This is a genomic window from Actinobacillus delphinicola (assembly GCF_900638385.1).
Taxonomy (GTDB): Bacteria; Pseudomonadota; Gammaproteobacteria; order Enterobacterales; family Pasteurellaceae; genus Actinobacillus_C; species Actinobacillus_C delphinicola.
Genome location: NZ_LR134510.1, coordinates 1,348,860 through 1,371,215, shown reverse-complemented (window position 1 = coordinate 1,371,215; position 22,356 = coordinate 1,348,860). Strand labels below are relative to the sequence as shown.

23 protein-coding genes are annotated in these 22,356 nt (G+C 37.2%); 3 read left to right on the top strand and 20 right to left on the bottom strand.

The genetic code is table 11. The annotated features are described in order from the left end of the window. Positions 1-17 precede the first annotated feature (17 nt). The 13 genes from neuC to arcA form a co-directional block, all read right to left on the bottom strand. On the bottom strand, positions 18-1,172 hold the full coding sequence (gene neuC, locus EL259_RS06500) for a UDP-N-acetylglucosamine 2-epimerase (RefSeq protein ID WP_126600084.1): 1,155 nt from the start codon (positions 1,170-1,172) through the stop codon (positions 18-20). Positions 1,173-1,175: 3 nt separating this feature from the next. After that, positions 1,176-2,432 (bottom strand): cytidylyltransferase domain-containing protein, encoded by a 1,257-nt coding sequence (locus tag EL259_RS06495; RefSeq protein WP_126600082.1) that lies wholly within the window; start codon positions 2,430-2,432, stop codon positions 1,176-1,178. A 4-nt stretch (positions 2,433-2,436) separates the two neighbouring features. After that, the gene (gene neuB / locus EL259_RS06490) at positions 2,437-3,474 is read right to left on the bottom strand and encodes an N-acetylneuraminate synthase (RefSeq protein ID WP_126600080.1); all 1,038 of its coding nucleotides are present in this window, start codon (positions 3,472-3,474) and stop codon (positions 2,437-2,439) included. Further along, positions 3,467-4,120, bottom strand: a complete 654-nt coding sequence (locus tag EL259_RS06485; protein WP_126600078.1) for a NeuD/PglB/VioB family sugar acetyltransferase — start codon at positions 4,118-4,120, stop codon at positions 3,467-3,469. Before EL259_RS06485 ends, neuB begins: the two co-directional genes overlap by 8 nt. A 408-nt stretch (positions 4,121-4,528) precedes the next feature. Then, the gene (murA, locus tag EL259_RS06480) at positions 4,529-5,791 is read right to left on the bottom strand and encodes a UDP-N-acetylglucosamine 1-carboxyvinyltransferase (protein ID WP_126600076.1); all 1,263 of its coding nucleotides are present in this window, start codon (positions 5,789-5,791) and stop codon (positions 4,529-4,531) included. A gap of 12 nt (positions 5,792-5,803) precedes the next feature. After that, the gene (locus EL259_RS06475) at positions 5,804-6,058 is read right to left on the bottom strand and encodes a BolA family protein (protein WP_126600074.1); all 255 of its coding nucleotides are present in this window, start codon (positions 6,056-6,058) and stop codon (positions 5,804-5,806) included. 20 nt (positions 6,059-6,078) lie between these two features. Next, positions 6,079-6,423, bottom strand: coding sequence for an STAS domain-containing protein (locus tag EL259_RS06470; RefSeq protein WP_126600072.1), 345 nt, complete (start codon positions 6,421-6,423; stop codon positions 6,079-6,081). A 6-nt stretch (positions 6,424-6,429) separates the two neighbouring features. Continuing rightward, complete coding sequence (mlaC, locus tag EL259_RS06465; RefSeq protein WP_126600070.1) at positions 6,430-7,083, bottom strand: phospholipid-binding protein MlaC; 654 nt, start codon at positions 7,081-7,083, stop codon at positions 6,430-6,432. Positions 7,084-7,107: 24 nt separating this feature from the next. Then, positions 7,108-7,581 (bottom strand): outer membrane lipid asymmetry maintenance protein MlaD, encoded by a 474-nt coding sequence (gene mlaD / locus EL259_RS06460; RefSeq protein ID WP_126600068.1) that lies wholly within the window; start codon positions 7,579-7,581, stop codon positions 7,108-7,110. A 62-nt stretch (positions 7,582-7,643) separates the two neighbouring features. Beyond that, complete coding sequence (gene mlaE / locus EL259_RS06455) at positions 7,644-8,438, bottom strand: lipid asymmetry maintenance ABC transporter permease subunit MlaE (RefSeq protein ID WP_126600066.1); 795 nt, start codon at positions 8,436-8,438, stop codon at positions 7,644-7,646. Further along, positions 8,435-9,265: a phospholipid ABC transporter ATP-binding protein MlaF gene (gene mlaF, locus EL259_RS06450; RefSeq protein ID WP_126600064.1), complete on the bottom strand. Its 831-nt coding sequence runs from the start codon at positions 9,263-9,265 to the stop codon at positions 8,435-8,437. Before mlaF ends, mlaE begins: the two co-directional genes overlap by 4 nt. Continuing rightward, positions 9,258-10,592 (bottom strand): ClC family H(+)/Cl(-) exchange transporter, encoded by a 1,335-nt coding sequence (locus tag EL259_RS06445; RefSeq protein ID WP_126600062.1) that lies wholly within the window; start codon positions 10,590-10,592, stop codon positions 9,258-9,260. The genes mlaF and EL259_RS06445 overlap by 8 nt, the downstream gene beginning before the upstream one ends. Positions 10,593-10,770: 178 nt before the next feature. Further along, positions 10,771-11,481 (bottom strand): two-component system response regulator ArcA, encoded by a 711-nt coding sequence (gene arcA, locus EL259_RS06440; RefSeq protein WP_126600060.1) that lies wholly within the window; start codon positions 11,479-11,481, stop codon positions 10,771-10,773. Between the two features lie 325 nt (positions 11,482-11,806). Between arcA and corC the strand changes: the two genes are divergently transcribed. From corC to EL259_RS06425, 3 genes are read left to right on the top strand one after another with little or no spacing between them, the layout of a single operon-like run. Next, positions 11,807-12,715 (top strand): CNNM family magnesium/cobalt transport protein CorC, encoded by a 909-nt coding sequence (gene corC / locus EL259_RS06435; RefSeq protein ID WP_126600058.1) that lies wholly within the window; start codon positions 11,807-11,809, stop codon positions 12,713-12,715. Then, complete coding sequence (gene lnt / locus EL259_RS06430) at positions 12,712-14,277, top strand: apolipoprotein N-acyltransferase (RefSeq protein ID WP_126600056.1); 1,566 nt, start codon at positions 12,712-12,714, stop codon at positions 14,275-14,277. Before corC ends, lnt begins: the two co-directional genes overlap by 4 nt. Positions 14,278-14,319: 42 nt before the next feature. After that, positions 14,320-15,045, top strand: a complete 726-nt coding sequence (locus tag EL259_RS06425; protein ID WP_126600054.1) for a 3-deoxy-D-manno-octulosonic acid kinase — start codon at positions 14,320-14,322, stop codon at positions 15,043-15,045. Positions 15,046-15,146: 101 nt separating this feature from the next. Here EL259_RS06425 and nagA read toward each other — a convergent pair whose 3' ends face one another. The 7 genes from nagA to EL259_RS06390 all read right to left on the bottom strand — a co-directional run bounded on the left by nagA (position 15,147) and on the right by EL259_RS06390 (position 22,321). Then, the gene (gene nagA, locus EL259_RS06420; protein WP_126600898.1) at positions 15,147-16,286 is read right to left on the bottom strand and encodes an N-acetylglucosamine-6-phosphate deacetylase; all 1,140 of its coding nucleotides are present in this window, start codon (positions 16,284-16,286) and stop codon (positions 15,147-15,149) included. 9 nt (positions 16,287-16,295) lie between these two features. Then, a complete protein-coding gene (gene nagB / locus EL259_RS06415; RefSeq protein WP_126600052.1) occupies positions 16,296-17,111 on the bottom strand; it encodes a glucosamine-6-phosphate deaminase in 816 nt (271 codons plus the stop codon). A gap of 140 nt (positions 17,112-17,251) precedes the next feature. Further along, positions 17,252-17,992, bottom strand: coding sequence for a pyruvate formate lyase 1-activating protein (gene pflA, locus EL259_RS06410; RefSeq protein ID WP_126600050.1), 741 nt, complete (start codon positions 17,990-17,992; stop codon positions 17,252-17,254). A gap of 97 nt (positions 17,993-18,089) precedes the next feature. Next, positions 18,090-20,099: an SGNH/GDSL hydrolase family protein gene (locus EL259_RS06405; protein ID WP_126600048.1), complete on the bottom strand. Its 2,010-nt coding sequence runs from the start codon at positions 20,097-20,099 to the stop codon at positions 18,090-18,092. Positions 20,100-20,322: 223 nt separating this feature from the next. Further along, positions 20,323-20,712 carry a RidA family protein gene (locus EL259_RS06400; protein ID WP_126600046.1) on the bottom strand — a complete coding sequence of 130 codons (390 nt, stop codon included), beginning with the start codon at positions 20,710-20,712 and terminating at the stop codon, positions 20,323-20,325. Positions 20,713-20,753: 41 nt separating this feature from the next. Further along, on the bottom strand, positions 20,754-21,338 hold the full coding sequence (locus EL259_RS06395) for an aminotransferase class IV family protein (RefSeq protein ID WP_126600044.1): 585 nt from the start codon (positions 21,336-21,338) through the stop codon (positions 20,754-20,756). After that, the gene (locus EL259_RS06390; RefSeq protein WP_126600042.1) at positions 21,335-22,321 is read right to left on the bottom strand and encodes an aminodeoxychorismate synthase component I; all 987 of its coding nucleotides are present in this window, start codon (positions 22,319-22,321) and stop codon (positions 21,335-21,337) included. The genes EL259_RS06395 and EL259_RS06390 overlap by 4 nt, the downstream gene beginning before the upstream one ends. Between the last annotated feature and the right edge of the window lie 35 nt (positions 22,322-22,356).

Sequence of the window (22,356 nt, the reverse complement as noted above, 5' to 3'; positions counted from 1 at the left end):
CTGAAGTAATATATTAATTACATATCATAGAAGCTTTTATTTTTATTAATATCTAAACCATATAGAAACTTAATAATTGCATTGTAGCATTCTTCTAATGAATTTTCCTTATAATAAGGATTGATAGACTTATTTAATATTTCTTGAAATTCATGAGAAATTAATTTATAGATACCATCTATAATTGATTGCTTATCCAGAGTTACATTAATAACACTATCTCCTCGTATTCTACCTTTCTGTCTATCTCCAATATTAATAGTTCCAACCCTAAAAGATGGTGCCTCTAATAATCCAGAAGAGCTATTTCCAATAATACCGCATGAATATTTTATTAATGCAAGATACTCCTCTGGTGTTAAGGACGTAAAAAATCTAAAATTATTCTCAACTGTATATTCTCTAAATAAATTAAATATTATATTTGATTTAGTATCAGCATTTGACCCTATAAAAATAAAATCATAATTAGTTTTAAATTTATCTAATGCACTTAATAATTCTTTTATTTGATTATCTACGCTCAATAAATTTAATGTTTCTGGATGGAATACTATCAAGAAATATGGCTTTTCTATACTCCCTATAATACTTTCTAATTCAATCTTAGATGGTAAGTTTAATAACAATCCATTCTCTGCACCTAGAGAACCTATATTAATAACACTATTCGGTAATTCTCCTAATTGAATCACTCTTTTTCTATATGATTCTGTTGATGTTAAATGTAATTTTGCTATTTTAGTAATACTATGTCTAATAAATTCATCATAGTTTCCTAACGTTTGCTCACCACCATGTAAATGAATTAAAGGTATATTATGAATACCGGCAGCAATTGCTACGCTAAAAATTTCAAATCTATCACCTAAAATTATTACTGCATCATAATAATAATTTTGAAAATGTTCGCCAAATTTTTTTAGACATTCTGCCATAGAATTAATTATTGATTGATTATTATTATTTTCTAAAGTAATAGGTATAATATAATCTATCTTAATACCATCTTCTTCAATAACCTTATAGGTACTTCCATATTTTTCAGATAAGTGCATTCCTGTAACAGCTAATCTAAAATCAATAGAATTATCATTTTGTAATTTTTTTAGTAATCGCTTAACAATTCCATATTCAGCTCTTGAACCAGTAACATATAATATCTTTTTCATAATTTATTTTTCTTTATTTAATATATTTTCTAACTTTAAATAACCATTAATATTTAAATGAAGTCCATCATCCGTATAAATATAGTTTAAATTATTAAATTCATCGCTCATATATTTATTTAATTCCACAAATTTAACATTAATCTTTTTCATTCTATTTTTAATTTTTTTATTAAGTTCTATAATTCTTTCTTTATCTTTATCAACTCTATGGTAAACTGATAGAATTTCTAAAAAAAATATTTCACTTTTTTTATTTATATTTCTTATCTTATAAATAAGATCCTCTATATTATTAATAATATCATCATCTAACTGTTTTTTATCTAAGAAATCATTTATCCCTAACATAATATATATATAATTTCCAAACATATTTATTTTATTATTTTCTAAAATATATTTTATATAATATTGCGTAGTAATCCCTGATATACCTAAATTATTAACTAAATTTCCCCTAAGAGTATGTATATCCCATCTATCTATTATACTATGTCCAATAAGTGTAATTTCTTTGGGATTTTTAAACAAAAACTCTTTTCTCTTTATTTGTTCTAAAACATTCTTCAAAATAATTTCTTTTTTATTTTTTCTAGCCATTAATGTAATTGCTAATTCAAAATCTATTTGATCATCAATATCTACTGAGTCCTCTTTACTCATAAAATAAGCGATACTATCAGCTGAAAAGAAGTGCTTCTGTTCCAAATAATTTTTTACTTTACCTATAAAAATTGCACCATTGGGTACGTATTCTTTATACTGCTGTCTCCGATAATTTGAGAAATCAATTTCATAATTTTTTAGAGTCATATCTGCATCTATTTCTTGTATCAATTTAGATGATTTAGTTACTTCTTCCATTGATACTAAAAAATTGTATTTTTCATATTTATTCTCAAAAATCTTAATGCATTCTTTAATATGTTCTTTATTTCTAAATGGAGACGTAGGCTGCAATAAAACAAAATAATCATAATTATCTACTTTTTCTAAGACATCTTTTATTACCATAAAACTAGTAGCCTCATCATTAGATAAATATTCATTACGTAAAATAACTTCTGCACCATATTGCTCAGCAATATATTTATATTCTAGTGAATCTGTTGAAACTATAACTTTATCAAAACACTTTGATTCAAGTGCAGCTTCTATCGTGTAAGCCATTAGTGGCTTATCCCCTAAGAGTAAAATATTCTTATTTGGTAATCCCTTAGATCCAGATCGAGCTGGAATAATTGCAATTTTTTTCATAAATCTACTCTTGATTTAAAAATCTATTATCAATAATTATTGCGTCTTCATCAAAATCATACTGTGCTTCTTTACCAAGTAGATCATACCAATACATAGGGCTAATACCATTACCAGGACGTTTTGTTGTAATATTATCAATAGTAAAAATATCTCCTTTCTGAATTTTTTTCCTTGCTATAATGGATTTTCGAGCAACAATTTTATTTTTTTCCTCAGAAGGGGTAACTTCCTTTATTGAATTCCCTAAAGACTTTTCAACAGCTCTAATACCATCACATAATAATTTTAACTCTTCTGGAGTAACTGAAGCTTTATGATCAGGACCTGGTAAATTCTGATCTAATGTAAAATGTTTTTCGATAAATGAGATTCCATATGGAACTGAAGCTATCCCTGCAAAATATCCCTTTGAATGATCTGAAAATCCAATTTTATAATCAGAAAAAATTTCTTTAAACTGTTTAATTACATTTAAATTAACATCTTCATATGGTGTTGGATACTCTGTATTACAATGCAAAATAGTAATATCTGATTTTTTTACTCCATTTTTTTCTAGAATACTTAGCGCAGATTTAATTTCATCAATCGTTGACATTCCAGTAGAAATAATAATTTTTTTTCCTTCAATATTTAAGCGTGCAATTTTCTCCAAATAAGGTAAATTAGTTATTTCTCCAGATGGTATTTTCCACATCTTTTGTTTTCTACTAGCTAAAAATTCAATCGAGTCAAAATCAAATGGAGTTGAAAATACATCGAGCCCTAAGGATTGAGCATATTCTTCTAACTGTATAAATTCATCATATGGTAGTTCTAACTTTTTAGTCATTTCTAATTGAGAATCATCAGTACCTGTTGTAATTTTTTGATATTCAGCTTTAGGAGCAAATTTAGAGATTAATAAATTTGCTTTAAAAGTCTGAAATTTTACAGCGTTAACTCCACATTCTTTAGCAACTCTAACCATTTCTTTTGCTCTATCATATGAACCATTATGGTTACAACCTATTTCTGCTACAATATAAATATTATCCATTATTCTTTACCTTATAATTACTATCTAATTTTTTAATAACTTTTGCTGGTATTCCTACCACAATACTATTAGGATCAATATCCCTTATTACAACACTTCCTGAACCAACTACTACATTATTTCCAATCTCTAATTGTCCATTTATAACAGAGGAAGAGCCAATAAAAGATTTTTCTCCAATATAAACGTCACCATTTAAAGTAGTATTAGTTGAAATATTACAATGATTTTCAATAGTTACCCCATGTTCTAACAAGGCTTTAGTATTAACAATAACATTATTTCCTACCTTAACACCGGCATTTATGATAGCCATTTTTCCGACGAAAACGCCTTCTCCTAAATAAGAAGATGATGAAATTATTGATGTTTTATCAATTATATTTATTATATTACAATGATTTTTTTTCAGAAATGTGTAATTTTCATAACGTAGATCATTATTTCCTATCGCAATAAAATAACTATATTGATGAAAATCTTTTAGCTCTAATAAATTATTTGCTAAAACAGGAAATCCTAAATGTGTACTTCCAACAGGTCTTAATCTATCAATATAGCCTTTAAATTTATACCGAGTCAGATCTAAAGAATCCAATACTGATTTAGCGTAACCACCTGCTCCAATTAATATAATTTCTTTCATTTTCTGGTTATTCCTATTTTATCTTACATATTCTCCAGATAATTTATAATTAATTATGCACACTATTCTACAAAATAGAAGCTTGTGGATTATACGCCACTTTTGATCCACTTTCTAGGCAGTGTATATGAGGATTTGTTAAATTAAAGAATATTTGATAATTTGCAATATTTATTAAAAATTCCTTAATATTTAATAAGTTAGCTTAAATAATATTGGTTTGTAGTGGGCAATATTGCATAAATTTTAACGAGAATTGTGGCGAGGATGTAATCTGAATGGAGAAAATATAGACTTACTAGGGGGAGTTATTTTTTATCTAAATAAGAGTGATTATTATTTAATTTTTATTTTGGTAAATTTCGACTAAAAAATTCCCCCTTAATGCGTTTTAAGGGGGATTTGATTTTAGTCTTCTTTAAAACGTTCGATTTTTGCACCGAGTTTTTGAAGTTTTTCTTCGATGTGTTCGTAGCCACGGTCGATGTGGTAGATGCGATCTACGATGGTTTCGCCGTGAGCGATACAGCCTGCGAGGACGAGACTGATGCTTGCGCGGAGGTCAGTTGCCATGACTTCGGCAGCAGAAAGTTGTTCTACCCCGTGGCAAATTGCGGTGTTGCCTTCGATTTCTGCTTTTCCGCCCATGCGAATAAGTTCTGGAACGTGCATAAAGCGGTTTTCAAAGATGGTTTCGGTGATCGCACTGGTGCCTTCGGCTACCATGTTAAGCAAGGTGAATTGGGCTTGCATGTCGGTTGGGAAACCTGGGTATGGTAAGGTGCGGATATTTACAGCTTTTGGACGTTTGCCTTGCATATCGAGGGTGATGTTGTCGCCGTCGATTTCAATTTTTGCACCTGCTTCTTGTAATTTTTGTAGTACGGCATCAAGAATGCGTGGGTTGGTATGAGTACAGGTGATTTTTCCGCCAGAGATTGCACCTGCAACAAGGAAAGTCCCTGTTTCAATGCGGTCTGCTACGATTTTGTGTTTGCCACCTGCTAGGCACTCTACCCCTTCGATTTCGATTGTGCATTTGCCTGCATCTTTGATTTTCGCACCGAGTGTATTTAAAAATTCTGCGGTATCGACAATTTCAGGTTCGCAAGCGGCATTTTCGATAATGGTTGTGCCTTTAGCTAAGGTTGCGGCAACCATTGCAGAGATAGTTGCGCCGACACTGACTTTTTCCATAACGATATGGGCGCCAGTTAAGCCGTTTGGTGCGGTTGCTTCAACGTAGCCGTCAGTTAAGGCGATTTCTGCGCCAAGTTTTCTTAGTGCTTCAATGTGCATGTCAACAGGGCGTGCGCCGATAGCACAGCCACCCGGTAATGATACTCGTCCTTGGTGAAAACGTGCGACCAGTGGCGCTAATGCCCAGATAGAGGCGCGCATGGTTTTGACGAGATCGTAAGGTGCGGTGTAGTCAGTGATATGGCGGGCATCAAGGCGAACGGTATTGCCGTCTTGTTCTGCGGTCATGCCGAATTGACGTAAAATTTTAAGGGCGGTTTCGATGTCTTTTAGTTGAGGAACATTGGTGAGTTCAACGGGTTCTTCAGCTAAAATTGCGGCGAATAAAATTGGAAGGGCGGCATTTTTTGCACCTGAAATTTTTACTTCACCTTGGAGTTTGGTATCCCCGTGTACGCGGAACTTTTGCATAGTTATTTCCTCTTAAAATCCATTTAAGGCACGTTCACGTTGCCATTTTTCTTGGTTGAAGGTGCGAATGCTTAATGCGTGGATAGCACCACTACTGAAATGAGACATTAATGGAGCATAAATGGTTTGTTGTTGTTTTACTCGAGATAATGCGGCAAGTTCATCACTCACTACAATCACGCTATAGTGGGCATCTTCGCCTTGTACGTGTACTTCGGTGATCGGTAAATTTTCCATTAAGATTTGTTCAATTTGTGTTGTTTCCATAAGTCTATTTCAGTTCTCTATTAAGTGGTTGCGGGTAAAAAGCCTTTCATCCAGGACGTGAGTCCGAAAAGATCCGCGAGGGTTAAAAATTGAGGTGAGCATGTGGCAATTTGTTGTGTGCCTCGTTGTTCACCTGCATGTAAAAAATCACATAATAATGCAAAACCTGCACTATCTAGCTGGACTATTTTATCAAAATGCCAAACGATATGTGGATTTGGCGGAAAAAATTCCTTTTCCACCTTTTTGTAAATGTCCCAAAGGGGCATTAAGGTGTTACGGCTTAATTCCCCATTGAGATAAATATGCGTGTTGCCATCTTGTGTTATCACGTCCCAGCAAAGTGGATGAGATGGTTGCATCATTATTCCTTATTTGCTGAAAGTAACAGGTACTTTCGCTGCTTTTTCAACTTGTGCGATAAGTGCGTTGATACCAGATTTACGAAGAATTGGTGACCATTCTTGACGTTTTGTATCAACCATGCTCACGCCTTCAACCGCTAAATCGTAAACTTGCCATGCGCCAGTTTTGGTGTTTTTGCGCCAGAAGAAGTTGAGGTTTACTGGTGCGGTTGCATTGCTTTGAATAATTTGTACTTTAATGCTTACGATGTTGCTAACAATTGGTTTTGCTTTTTCAATTTCCACTTTTTGGTTGTGGTAAAGTGTTAAGGCTTGTGCGTAAGATTGTACGATAAAGTCCCCAAATGCGTTGAAGAATTTTTCACGATCTGCTCGGTCAATGGTACGAAGTTGACGACCAAGTACGAGTGAGCCTGCGTATTTTACGTGAACATACGGCATAAGGGTATCTTTTACGATAGTTTTTAAGTAATTTGGATCTTTTTTAATTTTTGCTTGGTCAGCGGTAATTTGTCCAAATAAGCTTTTTGATGTTTGTTGCATCAGGGTGTAAGGATTATTGCTGTCCGCTGCTTGTGCATTGCTTACGAATGCGAATGCAAAAAGCATTAAAAAGAACGCAAAAACTTTTTTCTGTAAAGAAACAATGGGTTTTAACATGTGTTACCTCTTGTGTGGTTAAGGTTATTTTTTATTTTTATCCCCGTAGAGGAATTGCCCTACGAGATCTTCTAAAATCATGGCAGATTTGGTGTCAACAATTTTACTTCCGTTTTTAAGATCAGGTGTTTCGCCGTCATCAAAACCGACATTTAAAGCGATATATTGTTCACCAAGTAAGCCTGATGTTTTAATTGCTAGGGAACTATTGCCTGGGATATCGTTGTATTTGCTGTCAATGGCGATATCAACAGTTGGCAAATAGGTTTGTTTGTCGAGATAGATTTTTTCCACTCGTCCAATCACTACCCCACCGATTTTTACGGGGGAACGCACCTTTAGTCCACCAATATTATCAAAAGTTGCAGTGACTTCGTAAGTATTGTCATTGCTAAACCCTTGGATATTCGCCACTTTTAGCCCAAGAAATACTAATGCGCCGATGCCGATAAGCAGGAAAATCCCTACCCAAAACTCATATTTCGCTGAATTTCTCATTTCTTCTCATTGTCCTTATATTACATAATTCTTTCGCTAACATTTTGTTTGTTGGCGTGCAATTAACCCGCTCCAAACATCACGGCGGTTAAAATAAAATCTAAACCGAGTACGACAAGAGAGGCGTTTACCACGGTTTTGGTGGTCGCACGGCTGATGCCTTCTGAAGTCGGTACGCAGTTATATCCATTGAAAAGTGCAATCCACATTACGGCAATCGCAAAGCAAAGGCTTTTTAAGAATCCGTTGAAAATGTCGTAATGCCATTGCACGGAATTTTGCATGACGGACCAGAAACTCCCTGCGTCCACGCCTTTCCAGTCCACGCCGACAAGCGAACCGCCCCAGATACCGATTGCGGTAAAAATAATGGCTAAAATTGGCATGGAGATAATTCCCGCCCAGAAACGTGGTGAAATGACACGGCGAAGTGGATCGACAGCCATCATTTCTAGGCTACAAAGTTGTTCAGTCGCTTTCATTAAGCCAATTTCTGCGGTTACCGCAGATCCTGCTCGCCCTGCAAAAAGTAAGGCGGTGACAACAGGTCCTAATTCACGCAATAGTGAAAGCGCAACCAGTTGCCCTAAACTTGTTTCGGCAGAAAAATCTACGAGTACCACATAGCCTTGTAAGCCTAATACCATACCGATAAAAAGCCCAGAAAGCAGAATAATGGCGAGGGATTGGACACCTAGTACATAAAGTTGTCTGATGAGTAAGGGGAAAAGTTTGCGTGGTTGCGGTTTCCCTACCAACGCATTGAATAACATGATTCCCGCTCGACCCAAACGCTGAATAAAATGAATGGTATTTGCGCCAAGTTGGGTAATCAGGCGCACAATGGTATCGATCATTGAAATAACTCTTGTAAATAATCTTTTGCTGGAAAATGGAATCCTACTGGACCATCTTCCTTCCCTTGTAAAAATTGTTGCACTTGGGCATCTTCAGCTTGCAACAATTGTTGCGGTGTTCCTTCTGCAATAATGCGTTTATCCGCAATGATATAGGCATAATCCGCAATGCTTAATACTTCTTGTACGTCATGGGACACGACAATTGACGTTAAGTTCAATGCTTCGTTTAAACATTTGATTAAACTCACAATTACGCCCATGCTGATTGGATCTTGCCCTGCAAAAGGTTCATCATACATGATAAGTTCTGGATCAAGGGCAATCGCGCGCGCAAGTGCGGCACGTCTTGCCATACCGCCAGAGAGTTCTGCTGGCATTAAATCAGCAGCCCCTCGCAATCCGACAGCTTGTAATTTCATCAGTACCATTTGGCGGATAATTTTTTCAGGTAGGCGTGTATGTTCACGAATTGGGAAAGCGACATTCTCAAAAGTCGTCATGTCGGTAAAAAGTGCGCCAGATTGAAAAAGCATGCTCATGCGTTTGCGTGCTTGGTAGAGGGCAGCATTTTTCATGAGGCAGATATCGTCGCCATCAAAGAAAATTTCTCCGTGTTCTGGTTTTAATTGCCCGCTAATTAATTTTAGGAGCGTTGTTTTACCAATCCCCGAAGGTCCCATAATGGCAGTGATTTTTCCCTTCTGCACTTTCAGATTTAAATTATCATAAATCGTACGTTCGCCACGTTTGAAGGTCATATTTTTGACTTCAACAAGTGGGCTTGCTTGCGCTTGAGAATGTAGTCCTTGTTCTTCTTTAAGCATAAACAGATTTACCTTTTAGCCAAGTATTAATAATAGTTGCTATCCACGTAACAATAAGCACTGGCATAATATATTTCACGTCGCCGACAGTTTCGATCAATAAAATCACCCCAGTAAACGGTGTTTTCAGCGAGGCACCGAAATAGGCTGCCATCGCACAGATTACGATGTTTAGATAATATTGATGCTGTAAAATTCCAAATTTTATCAAAATACTTGCATAAATCGCACCGAATAATGCGCCTAATACAAGAATCGGCATAAATATCCCTGTTGGTGCCGTAGCATCACAAGAGATAATTGTGAAGACAAATCTTACCACAGTTAGCAAAAAAAGTACCCCTAACATAGTATAAAATGGATAATTTAATATCACATTTAAGAAACGTTGGCTCGCTACTTCAAGAATTAAGTCATGACTTCCGCCTAAAACATGCGGATCGACAAGCCCAATTGGAATAACCAGTAAAAGGGGTAAGAATATGTTCCAATTTTTAAGTTTTGGAGCAAGGTTGTAGCCTTTACGCATGGTGAGAAGTGACCATTGGTAAACACGGCTCATACCACCAATCAGCACGCCAAGCAGTAATAGCACCCAATATTGATCAAGGGGTAATGAGGCACCGTGAGGGACATATAAACATGGTGTAATGCCAAAAAAGAAATAAGTTACCATGACAGAAGAAATCGTGGCGGTCATGGAAGTAAAAAGAATAATTGGGGAGAAATTGAAACTTATTGCTTCAAGCAAAAATAAGGTTCCAGCAATTGGCGCACTGAAAGCAGCACCCAATCCTGCCGCCATGCCACTATGCACGAGAACCATTTTATTTTTTTCATTTTCAGAAAAAATGTTTTCACAAAATCCTTGTGCGACAAAACCGCCAATTTGAATACATGGACCTTCTCGCCCTGCAGAAATACCTGGACAGAGGGCTAAAAGCGCCCCTGCAACGGTACGCCATAATGAGGAGAACCATGTTATTTCTTCTTTTGATTTGGTATAAAGCGGTTTGATGATTTGTACAAGTATTACGCCACCAATTAGGGTTGCAACAACATAAAGCGGAATATAATGCGGGTGATCTCGTAGATAGGGATAAAGTTTAAAAAGCCCCGTTAGCGTATAATCAATTGTAAGTCGAAAGACGCTAACCACTAAACCGATGATAACCCCAATCATGATGCCTTTGACCATAAAGCCTGCTTTATCTACGGCAAAAGCTTGTCCAAATTTTTCAGCATCAACAATTAACTTTTGCTTAGCAATTTGCTCATCTGTCGTGAGTTTGCCGAAAAAGCGTAGCAGTTCAGTGCGAATAATCATAAATCCCCGTCACATTCTTTCTTTACATGATTTTAACTAATGTTAATTTTACATTTTTCTCATCATATCACTATCTGCTTTAAAAAATGTACCCCTAATTTTATCCATAAAAAAAATCTTAACGTTCCGCACTTCAAACATTAAGATTTTTATATAACGATTTGATCAATGAAAGAAATTACTCGATTTCACCACAGAAGCGGTAGCCTTCTCCATGAATTGTAGAGATAATTTCAGGCGTACCTGCATGATCTTCAAAGTGTTTTCTGATACGGCGGATAGTTACGTCAACAGTGCGATCTTGCGGACGCAATTCACGTCCCGTCATACGACGTAATAACGCTTCTCGAGTTTGAATTTTTCCTGGATTTTCACAAAAATGTAACATTGCACGAAATTCACTACGTGGTAGCTTATATTCTTCGCCATCTGGATTGGTCAATGTACGGCTGTCTAAATCTAAAACCCAGCCATTAAAGCGGTACTTATCAACATGCGTTGGAACAACTTTTTGTTCTTCTGTCATTGTACGTTGTAACAAATTGCGTGCGCGAATAGTAAGCTCACGAGGGTTAAATGGCTTAGTGAGGTAATCATCTGCTCCAATTTCTAAACCTAAGATTTTATCTACTTCGTTATCACGTCCTGTTAAAAACATGAGAGCCATATCATTGTGTTCACGTAATTCACGAGCCAACATTAACCCATTTTTCCCTGGTAAATTGATATCCATAACGACAAGATTAATTTTTTGTGTCGATAAAACACGATGCATTTGCACGCCATCCGCCGCTTCAAAAACATCATATCCTTCAGCCTCGAAAATACTTTTCAAGGTATTACGGGTAATAGTTTCATCTTCAACAATAAGAATTTGAGGAATTGTCATTTTTTGCTTCCTTTAATTATTAAAATCTAGTTTATTTTTGTAACAAACAACTGCGGGTATTTTAGTCTGCGACACTAAAAATGCAACATTATTATAACAGTTAAGCAATATTTGAGGTGACTATTAAGGACACAAAACTTAATTTAGATCATTAATATGTATGATATTTTATAACGATATGTAAAGTTGCAGTTTTTACATACTATTTACATACTTTTTCTTGTTACAAGGACTGTTCTACATAACGAATCTTAACCCTAGCCATTCTTTTTAAAATGTGGTATTTTCGAAACATTCTTAGTAATGATTATAATCAACATTAATTATGCAGTGTTCAGAAAACTCTGGCGAACAGCCGGCGGAAAATAACAGAAAATCGTCTTTTTTTCAATCGTTCGTTCATAAATTTTTCCCAACTGAATTGAAAAATCGTGAAGAACTTGTCGAAGTGATTCGAGATTCAGAACAAAATGATCTAATCGATCAGGGAACAAGGGAAATGATTGAGGGGGTCATGGAAATCGCTCATTTACGAGTGCGTGATATCATGATTCCTCGTTCTCAAATTGTGTTTATAGAGATAACACAAGATCTTGATGCGTGTTTAGATACCATTATCCATTCTGCCCATAGTCGCTTCCCTGTTATTACAGGCGAACGTGACCATATTCTTGGGATTTTACATGCTAAAGATTTACTCACTTGTTTGCGTAAAGATGCAAAACCTTTCGATCTTCTTTCTATGCTCCGTCCAGCGGTCGTTGTGCCTGAAAGTAAACGTGTCGATCGGATGTTGAAAGATTTCCGTTTAGAACGTTTTCATATGGCAATTGTCGTTGATGAGTTTGGTGCAGTATCTGGACTAGTGACCATTGAGGATATTCTGGAACAAATTGTCGGTGATATTGAAGATGAATTTGATGAGGATGAGGGGGAAGATATCCGCCAGCTTTCTCGTCATGTTTTCTCGGTAAAAGCATTGACCCCTATCGAAGATTTTAATGCGCATTTCCAAACGCATTTTGATGATGAAGAAGTCGATACTATTGGTGGCTTAGTCATGAATGCATTTGGTTATTTGCCTGATCCTGGTGAAGAAATCACGCTTGATGGGTTTAAATTTAAAATTATTGCTGCCGATAATCGCCGTCTTATTCAACTTCGAGTTACGGTGCCGACCAAAAACATCGAAAAAATTGAACACGCAACCGAAACAGAAGAACCCACTGAATGAAAAAATTACTTCCTTACCTCGTAGCACTGCTGTGTGGTGTTACGGGTGTTTTTGCATTTTCGCCTTTTCACCTTTGGTACCTTGCTTATCCCTCTTTACTGGGGCTAATTTGGGTCGCCAAAAATCCACAACGTAAAACCGCACTTTGGGCAAGTTTCCTTTGGGGACTTAGCTTTTTTAGTTTTGGAATCAATTGGATTCACGTCAGCATTCATGATTTTGGTGGCGCACCGCTTTGGTTGAGCTACTTGCTTGTTGGTGTGCTAGCAGCTTACCTTTCTTTATTCGTTGTCCTTTTTGCCTATATCGTGCAGCGGTTTAATGTACAAAGCCCTGCTATTTTCCCTGCGATTTGGACTTTAACCGAGTTTTTAAGAGGCTGGCTGTTTACAGGTTTTCCGTGGTTACAATTTGGTTATTCTCAAATTGATAGTCCGTTTGCAGGACTTGCGCCACTCTTTGGCGAACAAGGGCTGACATTCTTTGCGATGTGGGTTGCAGCAATGCTCTATACGCTTATTCGTTTAGCCATTCAAAAACCTAAACGCCCTGTTGCTTTGGGTTTTTATATTCTCCTGCTTGGGATTATTCTTGGGTTAAGTTATGCGTCTGCAGGTTTACATTTTGTAAAAGAAGATAAAGATCGTGCGTTACGCTTTACCTTATTGCAAGGAAATATTGAGCAACAGATGAAATGGGATCCTGCGTATTTTTGGCATAGTTTAAATACTTACCAAGATTTGATTGATCAGAATCTTGGGAAAACGGATGTCATTATTTTACCTGAATCGGCACTACCTTTAGATGAGCATCAACTTTATCCATTTTTAAAAGAGATGGCTGAAAAAGCACGTGCTAGCCATACTGAAATTGTGATAGGTACTGTGCGTCTTGAAAAAGATGGGCATTATCAAAATTCGATTATTGATTTAGGTAATCCGCAATTTCCTTATTCGTTACAAGATAAAAATCGTTATGTAAAACATCATCTTGTTCCTTTTGGGGAATATGTTCCTCTTGAAAAATGGTTACGCTCATTAGGCACAATTTTTAATCTGCCAATGTCGAGTTTTGAAAGTGGCGCTCGTTTGCAGGCGAATTTACATATTCAGCAACATTTGTTTGCACCTGCGATTTGCTATGAAATTCTGTTTGGTGAGCAATTGCGTGAAAACATGCGTAAAAACACGGATTATATTTTGACTATTTCCAATGATGCATGGTTTGGGAACAGTATTGGTCCATGGCAACATTTACAAATTGCGCAAATGCGTGCCTTAGAACTGGGTCGTCCATTAATTCGTGCGACAAATACGGGCATCACTGTATTCGTCAATGCACAAGGAAAAATTATTAAACAAGCACCTCAATTTATTACGACAAGTTTGAGCGATACAGTAGCACCAACGACAGGCAGAACGCCTTATGCTATTTTGGGTTCAAAACCACTTTATTTTTTGATTGTTTTATTAATTTTCTTTCATAGCGTTACAGCACTTGCCAAAAAAGCGTTATTCAAGCATTATGCTCAACAACGTGCTGAAACGGACGTAACGCGTTAAGAATTTCTGGCAATGGATACGCCACTATTTTCGGAAGATTTTATGCAGTACTCAAAAGACAATCATTATTTTTTGCTTGCCGACGGCATTGATACGACTAATTCACTCGCCCTTTTCATGCCTCAAACTTGGCAGAAAGCACAACGAATCATTGGTCATGCTCGTGGGCGAGGTGTGACTTGGTTTATTGGCACCCAAGATCTGTGGGATATGAATGTTGCGTTGCGCCATTATTATCGTGGTGGACTTTTTGGAAAGTTTAATAAAGATCTTTATTATTGCCGTGATGTCGCTTTGAGTCGTAGTTTTGCGGAGTTTACCCTTTTACAAAAACTCCACCAACAAGGTCTTGCGGTCCCTCGTCCTATTGCAGCGCATGTGCATATGGTCGGTTGGGGATTTTATCGTGCGGATTTGATTAGCGAATTAATCGAAGATGCCAAAGATCTTACGGCGATACTCCAAGAACAATCACTTCGTGCTGAACAATGGCAAGAAATTGGTGCGTTAGTCAAAAAATTGCATCGAAATCAAGTCTGCCATACCGATTTGAATGCGCATAATATTTTGTTGCAACATGCAAATACGCCGAATGAAAAATTTTATCTCATTGATTTTGATAAATGTAGTGAGCGTTTAGGTGATGATTGGAAAAAAGATAATTTAGCTCGCTTGCAACGTTCTTTTTTGAAAGAAGTCAACAGAATGCATATTCATTTTGATGATGCTTGCTGGCAAAATCTTTTGGAAGGCTACCACGCTAATTAATTTTATAAATAAATCACGCCCCGATTTTCTTAAATTTTTTTATACTTTTGTTTATAAAAGCCGAATTTAAGTGTAATCGAGGCGTTTTTTATTCATTCATTTTAGAAAATTTTATATTCACCATTAACGACAACAGCGGTCACGTTAAATTCGTGGTCAAATGCCGTTAAGTTGGCAATTTTACCCGTATGAATAGAACCTAATTTATCGTCCACGCGAATTGCACGTGCTGGATAAAGGTTTGCCATGCGGAGTGCTTCTTGTAGGCTCATGCCGACATGTTTTACTAAGTTAGCAACGGATTCAATCATGGTGATAGAAGAACCCGCTAATGTGCCATTTTCATCGACACAACGTCCATTTTCTACATGGATTTGTTTGCCTTCAAATGGGAAAGTTTTGATGTCTGATCCTGCTGGTGCGATGGCATCTGTTACGACAAATAAACGATCGCCTTTGATTTTTTTATCAAGGGCAATATTTTCAAAAGTCACATGTAATCCATCCGCAATGATACCTGCATAGCCATCACTGTAAAGGCAAGCCCCCACCATTCCCATGTCACGACCTGAGCTAATTGGCGACATCGCATTATGTAAGTGAGTGACACAGGTTGCGCCTGCGTGGAAAGCAGCTTGAGCCTGTTCAAAAGTAGCATTGGAATGCCCAAGCGAAACCACAATCCCTGCTTTTACAAATTCAGGAATAAATTCAGCAGTTGGGTTTTCTGGAGCGAGGGTGAGCATTTTAATGTAATCCGCACGCGCGCAAAGATCATTTTTCATTTCATGGGTAATGCCACGCACAAATTCACTACGATGTACGCCTTTTTTCTCTTTGCTGAGATAAGGTCCTTCGAGGTGGATACCAAGTACTTCGTGTTTATGTTTGCGCATGTAGTCTTTTACGACATCAATGGCTTGGAACATTTTTTCGTTTGCAGCGGTAATAAATGTCGGTAAAAAACTGGTTGTCCCTGATCGAATATTGGTTTTCTGCATTGTTTCTAATGCTTTTACGCTGATGTCATCATTAAACATGACACCGCCACAACCGTTAATTTGTAAGTCGATAAAACCCGCACAAAGATTTGCGCCTTTTAGATCAACTTTTTTAAGCGTATGCGGTAAAGATTCTTCGCTTTGAATACCGACGATCTTATCCCCTTCGATAAGGACGGCATGGTGTTTCAAAACGGCTTCACCCGTATAAATAGTGGTATTGATTAATGCATATTTCATCATTTCCTCCTAATTTTCGGTTTTAGCAACGGAGCAAATCGCTGCATGTTCTAACGCTTTAAAGTATTTGACGGTTTTTACCTTCAGTTCTTGCGTAGCCTCTTCATCACACACAATAATGCATTGTGGGTGAAGTTGTAACGCACTGACGGTCCATAAATGATTTACCGCACCTTCTACCCCTGCTTGTAAAGCGAGTGCTTTATTGTATCCAGTGACAAGTAACATCACTTCTTCTGCATCTAATAATGTGCCTACGCCAATGGTTAAGGCGTATTTAGGGACTTCATCAAGATTGTGGTCAAAGAAGCGGGAATTTGCGATGCGGGTTTCTTCAGTGAGGGTTTTTATGCGTGTACGAGAGGAAAGTGAGGATGCGGGTTCGTTAAAGGCAATGTGTCCGTCCGTTCCTACTCCGCCCATAAAGAGATGAATTTTTCCATATTGGCGAATTTTTTCCTCGTAACGTTTACATTCTTCTTCATAATTTTTTGCATTGCCATTGAGGATATTAATATTTTCTTTTGGAATATCAATGTGATTGAAAAAATTATGGTACATAAAATAGTGATAGCTTTGTGGATGATCTTCGGGTAAGTCAACATATTCATCCATATTAAAAGTAACGACATTTTTAAAACTGACTTTGCCTTCTTGATAGCGTTTTATGAGTTTTTGGTAAGTGGCAAGTGGCGTTCCGCCTGTTGGGAGACCGAGAACAAAAGGACGATCGGGCGTAGGTTGGAATTGATTGATTCGTTCAACGATATAATTTGCTGCCCATTCACTGACTTGAGCATCATCCATTAAAGGTATTAACCGCATAAGTTTCTCCAAATAATTACATGATTTTATTATTAAATTTTAAAAATAGTGAAACATTTCGTTTAAATCTCATCCATTATAGAGATATAAAAATAAAAATGCGACCATTGGTCGCACTTTTTTAGGCAAGTTATCGGATTTTAGTATTTTACGGTTAGACCATAACTTTCAAGAATGCCTTTGATATGTTCAAGGCTTTCTTTAGTTGGTGGATTCACGTCTTTTAATTTATATTCTTCGCCCATGGTTTCCCATTTGTGCATACCGAGTTTGTGATACGGTAGTAGATCCACTTTTTCAACATTTTTCATGGTTGATACAAATTTTCCAAGCTTATGGATATCTTCATCAAAATCGGTATAACCAGGGACAACCACATAGCGGATCCACACTGGAATTTGGCGTTTTTCTAGATATTTTGCAAATTCTAAGGTGCGTTTATTGGATACGCCGATCAAATTTTGATGAATGGTATCATTAAGTTGTTTAAGATCGAGAAGAACAAGATCGGTGACATCAAGTAATTCATCAATCACCTGATCATAGTGGCGTACAAATCCGTTGGTATCTAAACAGGTATTAATCCCCTCTGCTTTGCAAGCACGGAACCAATCACGCACAAATTCAGCTTGTAATACTGCTTCCCCGCCTGATGCCGTTACCCCACCTCCAGTCGCATTCATAAAATGGCGATAGGTCAATACTTCTTTCATCAACTCTTCAACGGAAATTTCTTTTCCGCCATGCAAATCCCAAGTATCACGGTTATGGCAATATTGGCATCGCATCAAGCAACCTTGTAAGAATAAAATAAAACGAATGCCTGGACCATCCACCGTACCGCAAGATTCGTAAGAATGGTAGCGTGCAAGTACCGTCATAAACTTTCCTCAATAAAAATAAAAAACGCGGTGCATTTTAGCAAAAAAACCTGCAAAAACCACCGCGCTTAGAGGGAATTTTCTATTTTATATTAAATTAGAAATGGTAACTTAAACTTGCTTGATACACGGTATTACGTGGTAAAAGTGGTTGTTTAAGATCACGCACGACACTTACACTCGCTGAAACTGGTAAGTCTGTTGGTTGGTAAAGTACCCCAGCTTGGACGTTCCATGTGTAAGGTTTTAATTTCGCTACGTCTGTACTAAATACGCTACCGTTATAATATGCATTAACCGATTCTACTGAACGATGCCATTCACGGCTTAAACGTGTACGTACATACGGTTTAAAGCTATCAAGTTGGAAACGAGTTTCTAACTCAACGCCTGATACAAGGCTATTTTGGTTACGATCTTGGATATACATTTGCATAAGTGGATCGTTGCCCGTATTAAAGCCTTCAATATGTTTGAAGCTTTGAGTTAAATCCGCACTTGCGATCAATGTCATTGGATCGAAATTCCATGCATAACCACCATATACACCGAAGTGGAAATCTTTACCTGTGGTATGTGATTGTTGTTCATGGGTTGAAAGTCCGATTTGATTCATACGATCTGTATAGAATTTACCACGGTTTACCCCTGCTAATGCACCTAACCAGTAGTTATCGCCGTTATAACGTAATGCCGTATCCGCCACGATAGAACGGTTGCTTAAATAAGTTTGTTGGTAACTATCTAAATGGTTGCGACCTTCACTCACCTGTACTTGCCATTGCCAATTTGGATTGAAATGGAAAGCGACATTTAAATGCGTCATATGAACATTTTTCGCTTGGTCATGCGCCACGCTTACTTGTAAACCTGAATAGTTTGAATTAAGTTCATCATTGTGACGTAAATGTTCTAAGCTTAATTCTGTTTGTTGTTGTAATAAACTTGGTAACACTGCAAAGGCTTTTGGTGTATTCACCACATTTAACACATAATCCGCAAAAGCTTTATGAGCTACTGGACCTGGATGGAATGGGTCAGCGAAGAGGTAGCTATTTGGATCTTTTACTTTAGCGATCACCGCAGGGGTACATTTACCTGCCGCACTGCTGTTATCTCCACACGCATCACCTTGAATGTATTTCAAGCCATAATTTTGCGGATGTTTAAGCATATCTTCAAACAATGCATTGGTATTGATACGGACAATATTATGCCCTGCTTGATTTACACTTTCCGTAATCGCACGATTAACTAAATCAGTTAAAAGACTTGCTGCTTGTGCCACTTGGCTACGCATGCTTGGTGGTGCGCCTGCAAGTAATTTTTGAAATTCTGGGGTAATGCTGACATTAGGAATCGTTGGTAAAACAATTTGGTTTACGCCTGCTTTTTGTAAAGTTGCCACATCTTGTGCCATGAGTTTTGCCATGGTCCCCACTTTCTCTTTTAATAAAGCGATATTTTGTGGTGTCATCAATTTAGCAACTGCGTTTTGTACAGCAGCATTTGTTTGTGCTGCAGCTTGTTTTTGTGCAGATTCTTTTGCACTATCTAACATTTCTTTTGCTTTTTGTGGCGGTAATTTTCCTGCCTTCACTGCTTTTTCTAAACTCGCACCAAGATCGGTTAATTTTTTCGTCATCGCTTCTTTTGCAGCTTGAACTTGAGCAGGAGTTGGTAGTGCGTCTGCTAATTTTTCTTGGATACCTTTTAAAATTGCAGCCATATCATTACCGCCCGCCCAAACAATATGCATCGCATTTTTATCGACACCGTGTTTGAGATATTGTTGGATCTGTCCAGACACAACAACAGTTGGTACTTTAGAAAGCGCAGCTGGATTTGCAAAATTTGCACTATCAATCACGCCACCGCTAAATGCGTAGTCTGTTCCGCCTTTTGTAGAGGCTTTTAATGTTGGATCAATATCTTGAGTATAAAGTTTATTCAACTTACCGTTTGGCATATTGTACGTTGCCGCATGTAACCAACCATTTTGACCAATATCACTTAAACTATCACCAAACACAACCACATTTGGGTTTGCAAAAGTATTGACTGAATAAAGTGAAACTAAAAGGAGAGAGAGTTTTGAGAGTTTCATAATAATCCTTTCGATTTTTTCTTAAGCACAAAATTGCCGACAATGATAAAAGTAAATGAAGGGTAAAAGCGATATTTTTTAAACTGGTTCGACCATTGGAATGATTATCTGATAGACAAGATTTATATTGTGAAGCAAACTTTCTGCCTCTTTTTCCAATTCATATAAAAAATCCCTCTGTTTAAAACAAGCAGAGGGATTTTTAAAATAGGATTTATCGCACTTACTTACGGAAAGCGATAGCTTCAATTTCAATTTTTACGTCTTTTGGTAAACGTGCGACTTCCACGCAAGAACGTGCAGGGAAACTTGGATGTTTGTTTGCACTAAAGAAAGCTTGGTAAACTTCATTTACGGTTGCAAAGTCATTCAGATCTTTTACGAAAATAGTAGTTTTAATAATATCGCGTACCGCTAATCCTGCTTCTTCGACGATTGCTTTGATATTTTCCAAAGACTGACGTGCTTGAGTAGCGATATCATCACTAACTGTACCCGTTGCTGGATCGACAGGAATTTGTCCTGAGGTGTATAACATATTACCCGCTTCTACTGCTTGTACATAAGGACCAATCGCAGCAGGTGCTTTTTCAGTATGAATGATTTTTGTCATTTTTTTCTCCTTACTTAAATAAAATGATTATAACCCTTTCTTTATAAGTTTAAAGGATTTAACGCATTAATTAGGCGTACTTCTTCAAATTGGTTTAAATCATTTTGCCGAATCGATACGGATTGTATTTGCTGGGTTGCCAATAAATAAGCCCGTTGCGTTCCCGCAAGCAGTGGCGTATTAGGCGTAAACCAACTATCACCTGAACGGAAAACTAAATTACCAATCGTGCAATCTGTGACGGATCCATTTTTTATGATGATCACTTCATCTGCCTCGCCTATTGGGGGCAATAATTTTTGTAAATGATGGCGATCAGTGAATTTTAGGTGGTAATCAATGTCATCACACACGATCGGTTTAAATGCCCGATAAACTTTGCGTTCATAAGGAAAAATTTGCAAATCAAACTTCGTCAGATTATAAGCCAAGCGTAAACGGTAAAGTCCCGTTTCGGGTAATCGCTGATACTGCCCAAATTGCATAAAAATTTCTTCGAAAATCGGGGCGTGAATATGTTTTCCAAAAAATTCTCGAATGCTACGTTGGTAGCGTTCTTGATGAAAATCAAGATGATAAAGCTGCCCATTTTCATAACGAAAGGTTTCAAAAAGGGGAAATATCATAAGACCTCACGCTGCGGAAAGCGCACTTTGGCAAGGAGTTCGGCATATTCTTCCCGTACATGGCTATGCAAAGTAATGCCACCACCACTATGGAAAAAATACCGTTCGCCTCGTTTTTCAATAAACCGAATTGCCACGGCACTATGCAGATCTTCTCCATCAAAATAGCCAAAAATTCCAGTGTAGTAGCCTCGTTCTTGCCGTTCGGCATTTTGGATAATCTCAACTGTTTTTTCTTTCGGTGCGCCACTGATTGATCCTGCGGGAAGTAAACTTGCGATCATATCACCTAATCGATCTTGCCAACTTTCGCCAAGCTCCCCACAAATCTCTGAGCTGGTTTGCAAAATAATATTTTTGCCTGTCACAATTTCTTCCACATAGCGGAACCGTTTTACCTGCACATTCTGCGCCACCATCGCCAAATCATTTCGCATCAGATCGACAATCGTATAATGCTCACGTTGCTCTTTGACATTCGCAAGTAATGCGGCTTTATCTTGGGCTAAGTATTCGTAGGTGGTGGTGAGGGTTCCTTTCATTGGGAAGGTCATGATTTGATTATTTCGTGTTTTAACAAACGCCTCTGGTGAAAAATAAACAAACTGCCCTGCTACATACAATTTAAAGGGAGCATCGGTCGCATAAAAAATCTCTTCCAATGTCGCATTTGGGAAAACTTCAGTAGGAAACGTTAAATTTAATAAGTACGAATTCCCCTGTTTCAAACCCGCTTGCACGATATCAAATCCCTGCTGATAAGTTTCAAAATCAATAGGCTTTGGTAACTCGTTCCATTCTAATTTAATCGGAATCGATTGCGGTTCGATATTCCTTTTTTCAGGGAAAGAAAAAGCGATTTGCTTAGGATCTAACGTAGCAAGGGGCAATATCACGGGTTTTTGCTGTTCAAAATCAATGTAAAAAAAGCAAGGTTGACGCTTTGTGCCGTAGATATTTGCTTGGGAAATAAAATTTTGCAAAACTAGTACTCATCAAAAAAACAATGGATAATGCG

Coding starts and splice junctions, on each gene's coding strand:
- mlaD (WP_126600068.1), bottom strand. CDS start 7,581: ATGAGAAATTCAGCGAAATATGAGTTTTGGGTAGGGATTTTCCTGCTT.
- EL259_RS06405 (WP_126600048.1), bottom strand. CDS start 20,099: ATGAAACTCTCAAAACTCTCTCTCCTTTTAGTTTCACTTTATTCAGTC.
- corC (WP_126600058.1), top strand. CDS start 11,807: ATGCAGTGTTCAGAAAACTCTGGCGAACAGCCGGCGGAAAATAACAGA.
- EL259_RS06485 (WP_126600078.1), bottom strand. CDS start 4,120: ATGAAAGAAATTATATTAATTGGAGCAGGTGGTTACGCTAAATCAGTA.
- mlaF (WP_126600064.1), bottom strand. CDS start 9,265: ATGCTTAAAGAAGAACAAGGACTACATTCTCAAGCGCAAGCAAGCCCA.
- EL259_RS06475 (WP_126600074.1), bottom strand. CDS start 6,058: ATGGAAACAACACAAATTGAACAAATCTTAATGGAAAATTTACCGATC.
- nagB (WP_126600052.1), bottom strand. CDS start 17,111: ATGCGGTTAATACCTTTAATGGATGATGCTCAAGTCAGTGAATGGGCA.
- pflA (WP_126600050.1), bottom strand. CDS start 17,992: ATGACGGTACTTGCACGCTACCATTCTTACGAATCTTGCGGTACGGTG.
- EL259_RS06445 (WP_126600062.1), bottom strand. CDS start 10,592: ATGATTATTCGCACTGAACTGCTACGCTTTTTCGGCAAACTCACGACA.
- EL259_RS06495 (WP_126600082.1), bottom strand. CDS start 2,432: ATGAAAAAAATTGCAATTATTCCAGCTCGATCTGGATCTAAGGGATTA.
- nagA (WP_126600898.1), bottom strand. CDS start 16,286: ATGAAATATGCATTAATCAATACCACTATTTATACGGGTGAAGCCGTT.
- arcA (WP_126600060.1), bottom strand. CDS start 11,481: ATGACAATTCCTCAAATTCTTATTGTTGAAGATGAAACTATTACCCGT.
- neuC (WP_126600084.1), bottom strand. CDS start 1,172: ATGAAAAAGATATTATATGTTACTGGTTCAAGAGCTGAATATGGAATT.
- mlaE (WP_126600066.1), bottom strand. CDS start 8,438: ATGATCGATACCATTGTGCGCCTGATTACCCAACTTGGCGCAAATACC.
- EL259_RS06395 (WP_126600044.1), bottom strand. CDS start 21,338: ATGATATTTCCCCTTTTTGAAACCTTTCGTTATGAAAATGGGCAGCTT.
- murA (WP_126600076.1), bottom strand. CDS start 5,791: ATGCAAAAGTTCCGCGTACACGGGGATACCAAACTCCAAGGTGAAGTA.
- EL259_RS06470 (WP_126600072.1), bottom strand. CDS start 6,423: ATGATGCAACCATCTCATCCACTTTGCTGGGACGTGATAACACAAGAT.
- neuB (WP_126600080.1), bottom strand. CDS start 3,474: ATGGATAATATTTATATTGTAGCAGAAATAGGTTGTAACCATAATGGT.
- mlaC (WP_126600070.1), bottom strand. CDS start 7,083: ATGTTAAAACCCATTGTTTCTTTACAGAAAAAAGTTTTTGCGTTCTTT.
- EL259_RS06400 (WP_126600046.1), bottom strand. CDS start 20,712: ATGACAAAAATCATTCATACTGAAAAAGCACCTGCTGCGATTGGTCCT.
- lnt (WP_126600056.1), top strand. CDS start 12,712: ATGAAAAAATTACTTCCTTACCTCGTAGCACTGCTGTGTGGTGTTACG.
- EL259_RS06425 (WP_126600054.1), top strand. CDS start 14,320: ATGCAGTACTCAAAAGACAATCATTATTTTTTGCTTGCCGACGGCATT.